This is a genomic window from Planktotalea sp. (genome assembly GCF_018607965.1).
In the GTDB taxonomy this organism is placed as follows: Bacteria; Pseudomonadota; Alphaproteobacteria; order Rhodobacterales; family Rhodobacteraceae; genus Planktotalea.
In genome coordinates, this window is record NZ_JABBAM010000115.1 from 1 (window position 1) to 4,907 (window position 4,907).

The 4,907-nt window shown below is 54.3% G+C and carries 5 protein-coding genes and 1 pseudogene; all 6 read right to left on the bottom strand.

Going from position 1 to position 4,907, the window contains the following annotated elements; genetic code table 11:
• Positions 1-282: 282 nt before the first annotated feature.
• Complete coding sequence (locus QZ279_RS10735) at positions 283-993, bottom strand: ATP12 family protein (protein ID WP_293450692.1); 711 nt, start codon at positions 991-993, stop codon at positions 283-285.
• Complete coding sequence (locus QZ279_RS10740) at positions 986-1,666, bottom strand: HAD-IA family hydrolase (protein WP_293450694.1); 681 nt, start codon at positions 1,664-1,666, stop codon at positions 986-988. The genes QZ279_RS10735 and QZ279_RS10740 overlap by 8 nt, the downstream gene beginning before the upstream one ends.
• Positions 1,666-2,709 (bottom strand): RluA family pseudouridine synthase, encoded by a 1,044-nt coding sequence (locus tag QZ279_RS10745; protein WP_293450696.1) that lies wholly within the window; start codon positions 2,707-2,709, stop codon positions 1,666-1,668. The genes QZ279_RS10740 and QZ279_RS10745 overlap by 1 nt, the downstream gene beginning before the upstream one ends.
• Complete coding sequence (crcB, locus tag QZ279_RS10750) at positions 2,706-3,083, bottom strand: fluoride efflux transporter CrcB (protein ID WP_293450698.1); 378 nt, start codon at positions 3,081-3,083, stop codon at positions 2,706-2,708. Before crcB ends, QZ279_RS10745 begins: the two co-directional genes overlap by 4 nt.
• Before the next feature lie 31 nt (positions 3,084-3,114).
• Positions 3,115-4,422 (bottom strand): replication-associated recombination protein A, encoded by a 1,308-nt coding sequence (locus QZ279_RS10755; RefSeq protein WP_293450700.1) that lies wholly within the window; start codon positions 4,420-4,422, stop codon positions 3,115-3,117.
• 3 nt (positions 4,423-4,425) lie between these two features.
• Positions 4,426-4,907, bottom strand: a pseudogene (locus tag QZ279_RS10760) (serine protease); the annotation flags it as partial.

Consider the following 4,907-nt stretch of genomic DNA (forward strand, 5'->3'; position numbering starts at 1 on the left):
GCCAGCTGCCAAAGCAGCTACAGTCATCGCACCAAAAAATACGGATTTTTTCATTGTTACCTCTTCCTGATTTTCCACCCTTTGTTGGGTGGTTCGTCCTGCGAGTGAGTGCAGGGTTTCATACCAAAGACGGGAAGTTCCCCCCTTAGTGTCGCCGAGTTTGGCCGCAACTGACCTATGACGTCAAGTAGAACATGCGGGGAAAACCCATGAATCCGACCTAGGCGACCTTAGGTCAAGCAAAGCAGGTCGAATTGCAGGCAACGTATGTGAACAATGCGCTTAAATCTGGCACATTTCGTAGAAAGAATGTGCCTGTTTGAAGGCTTCTCCCTTGATTCTCGCCATATCTTCGGCGTCATCGTCCGTGCCCCATTGTTCTTGTTGATACCGCTCATCGAGGCGCGAAATCTCCCAAAGGGCCTCGGGGCTTTCGACCCCGTCTAAGGCCGCCAAACCGATCACAAATGATCCCGGCAAAGTGATCAAATCATGCATGGCTGTCAGTTCAAAGGGGCTCATGTCATCTAAAAGCGCGCGCAGCTTGGTCAAACTTGATTCGGCTTGGGCTGCGAACATAACGCCAGAGACGGGCATCAAAGGTGCATCGAACGTCATCGCGCACCACTCCAAGAGCGGGTCCCAACCAGCGGCCTGTTTCTCGATCAATTCTTCGGGTTGGATCGCGCGATAACACAACAAATCTGTGCCCGCGTATTCGCCCAACATATCAGCCACAGCATCGAATTGAACCGATACTTTATCAACCGCAGAGTTCGCCGATTTCGTGACAGGCATCGTGTTCGGATTGATCTCTTTTTCTTGCGCGTCCCACTCTTGCGCCATCGCGGCGGCCATCGCGCGCGTCGGCACGATCAATGCAGCTTTGCCCGGTGTCTTGATGGTGCGTCCATCCAAGTGAACCGTATAGCCGCCGTCAACCTCGACTGCTGTCGTGGTTTCCCAAAAGCGCTTCATTTTCCAATCAGACATGGGAATTGCTCCAAACCGTCTCAAGCGCCGCATCTAACTGCGCGAAATCGTCAATAATCACATCGGCGTCGGCAAGACGCGCGACATCGTGATAACCCCAAGCGACCCCTATGAAATGCACACCCGCTGCACGCGCCATCTCCATGTCAAAACTGGTGTCGCCAATCATCACTGTGTCATTCGCCTCAAGCCCCAAATCGCGCATCGCTTGGAATAACATCGATGGGTTCGGCTTGCTTGGGTGATCATCCGCCACTTGGCGGGTCAAGAACACGCCCTCAAGCTCATAGGCCTCGATCAGCTTGTCCAAACCACGCCGCGATTTGCCGGTGGCCACGCCTAGCAGAACATCGTCGTGTTTTTGGAGCCGATCCAACGCCTCGCGCGCGCCAGAATACAAAGGCGAAGACACTTTCGCCCCCTTTTCGCGACGCACTTCGACATAAGCATCCTTGTAACCTTGAACCATGCGTGTACAGGCTTCGTGATCGCTATCCGGGGCTAAGATTGGCAGCGCCACATCCAAAGACAAACCGACAATCCCAAGAACAGCGTCGCGGGTGGGAGGCGACAAACCTTCCGCCTGAAATGCCATCACCATAGCCGCCAAGATATCAGCTTGGCTGTCCACAAGCGTGCCATCCACATCAAAAATAACGGCCCTTAGACGCATTACATCAGCTCTTCAAAGGGATCTTCTGGAACCTCTTTCGGGTTCCACGCGAATGTATCCCACGTGCGCTGCATATGTTCGGGCAAGGGCGCGATTACGTGCAACATTTCTTTGGTCGCAGGATGCTCGATCTGCAAAGAGCGCGCGTGTAAGTGCAGTTTTTTGCTGATCTCGCCACCAAGCTGGGACCCCCAGCCGTCGCCCATGTTTTCTTGACCAGAGCCACCATACTTTCCGTCACCCACAACAGGGTGACCCATCTCGGACATATGCGCGCGCAGCTGGTGCGTGCGACCCGTGATTGGGATCAATGCACACCATGCGGTACGTTGGCCTGCGGTTTCAAGTACCGCGTAATCGGTCATCGCGCGCTTGGCACCATCGGTCGTGTCGACCTCATTAGGGTGAACACAAATCATCTTTTCGCCCTCGCCCCGTGCGCCGTGACCAAGTGCTTTCATCAAGCCATATTTGATCGTGCCCATACGCGGATGCGGCACGCCTGCGATCGCGGCCCAGTAAATCTTGCGCGTGGCACGGTGGCGAAACGATGCCGTCAGATCAGCCGTCGCACGACGTGTACGGCCCAAGATCAGAACGCCAGATGTGTCTTTGTCTAAACGGTGAACAAGGCGCGGACGTTCATCAGCATCGTAGATCAATGCGTCGAGCAAACCATCAATGTGACGCGAATGGCCGGACCCACCTTGCACAGGCAGACCCGCAGGTTTGTTGAGAACGATCACTTGATCATCTTTGTATATCACGCAAGAGCGCATGAATTTGGTGTCCGCAGCCGTCACGCGGCTGGCCGGCGCATGTTTGGGCGCATCCTTTTCGGGCAGCGGCGGAATGCGCAACTGTTGGCCTTCTTCAATACGCGTGTTCGCTTTGACGCGGCCACCATCCAAACGCAACTCGCCCTTGCGACACATCTTTTCGATCATGCCTTGGGTGATCTTTGGAAATCTACGCTTGAGAAAACGATCAAGGCGTTGATCGCCGTCGTCTTCTGCAAGAATGATCGTTTGAACGCGGCTCATGCCCATATTCCTCTCGCGGCGGCTAAGCCCGCCATCAAACCTAAAATCGATAGGCCAACGGACAGGCCTATATAAAGAGCGGCCTGGCCAAACTGGCCGCGCTCCATCAAAGTCACCGCTTCCAACGAGAACGCTGAAAACGTCGTAAATCCGCCAAGCATTCCTGTCATGACAAACAGGTTCGCAGACGTGTATCCCTTTTGATGAGCATATATGAAAAATAGGCCCATCAGAAACGATCCAATGATATTCACCGGCACAACGCCCAGTGGATAACTAATCCCGAAGGAACGCGTTAGCGCCACGCCCGACAAATAACGCAGGCTAGAGCCGATTGCGCCGCCAAGGGCCACAAGGGAAACGTTGAATAACATCGCTGCCGTGTCGCGCGACGCGCGCGCAGAGTCAAGTTTGTCGCTGCGTGCGTAGTTTCGCAAAATACTCTACGCGTTTCTTCAAATCCCGCTCAAATCCACGTTCGACGGGCTGATACATCGCGGGCCGCTCCATACCATCGGGGAAATAGTTTTGCCCCGAAAACCCGTCTTCTGCATCATGGTCATATGCATAATCAGCGCCGTAGCCGATATCCTTCATCAAATCCGTTGCACCGTTCAGAATGTGCATGGGGGGTGGCTTTGAACCAGTCGCTTTGGCTGCATTACGAGCAGCCTTGTAGGCCACGTAATTCGCATTCGATTTCGGCGCGAGCGCTAGATAGATCACAGCCTGTGACAATGCCAATTCCCCCTCAGGCGATCCAAGCCGTTCGTAGGTTTGCCAGCATTGCAAACACACGGCCTGCGCTTGGGGGTCGGCCAGACCGATATCCTCAACCGCCATACGCACAAGGCGCCGGGCCAGAAAACGCAGATCTTCACCACCCTCAAGCATACGCGCAAACCAATACAGCGCTGCATCAGGATCAGACCCGCGCACAGATTTGTGCAAGGCCGAAATCAAATTGTAATGCGCATCACCGGATTTGTCATACTGCGCCGCACGTTTTTGCAGGCGTTTGGACAACTCAAGTGGCGTCAACTTATGATCTGTCTTCCACGCAACCACCTGTTCGATCAAGTTCAGCAAAGCCCGACCATCGCCGTCAGCCATTTCCAGCAAGGCCTCACGCGCAAGCCCATCCAGCGGCAGCTCTTTTTCCAACTCCTGCTCTGCGCGCTGTGCCAAGCGTTCCAATTCTGCCAAATCGAGGCGTTCTAACACCAGAACTTGCGAACGCGACAGGACCGCAGAGTTCAATTCAAACGAAGGGTTCTCGGTCGTCGCGCCCACAAGCAGGATTGTTCCATCCTCCATGTGCGGCAGAAATCCGTCTTGCTGGGCTTTATTGAAGCGGTGAATTTCGTCGACAAATAGCAACGTCCCTTGCCCGTTCTGGCGTCTGATCTTCGCGCCCTCAAACACTTTTCGCAGGTCCGGCATCCCTGTGAAAATTGCACTAATTTGCACAAAATGAAGCTCGGTTTCATGCGCCAGCAGGCGTGCGATCGTTGTCTTACCAACCCCCGGCGGTCCCCAGAAAATGATCGACGATAGCGAACCAGAGGATAACATCACCTCAAGGGGCGCGCCCTCACCCAAAACTTGGGTTTGCCCGATGACCTCTGACAATTTTGTGGGCCGCAACCGATCCGCAAGGGGGCGTGGGCCTTTGACGGGCTCGCTTGCGATCGTATCAAACAGGTCTGACATTGTTCAAATCCTAAAGCTCAGCAACACCAGCTGCCCGCCACGTTCTACGACAATCGAAATCGCGCGCTGTGCGCTGCTTAGGGCTGTCTTCACATCACTCGGTGCAACTATTTTAACCCCATCAATTTCGCGCATGATGTCACCTCGTTGCACGCCAATGCGCGGGCCGATGGGGCCGGTTTCCAACACCACAACGCCGCTTGGCAAAATCGGCAAACGATATTCTGCCAAAACAGCAGGGTTCACGTTGGCGACAGTCATACCCACAAGGACATCCGCCTCATCCAAAGTAATCTCATTGCGCGGCGGCAATTCGGGTGGATCGACCATCGCAACACGGTAGTCTACTAAGACACTGTCGCGCACTGCAGTTACTTCGATATGCGACCCAATGCCCGCGACGGTCATGTAATAAAGTAATTCAGAAGGCGAATTCACCTCGCGCCCGTTCGTAGCGACAATAACATCCCCAACGTTCAAACCAA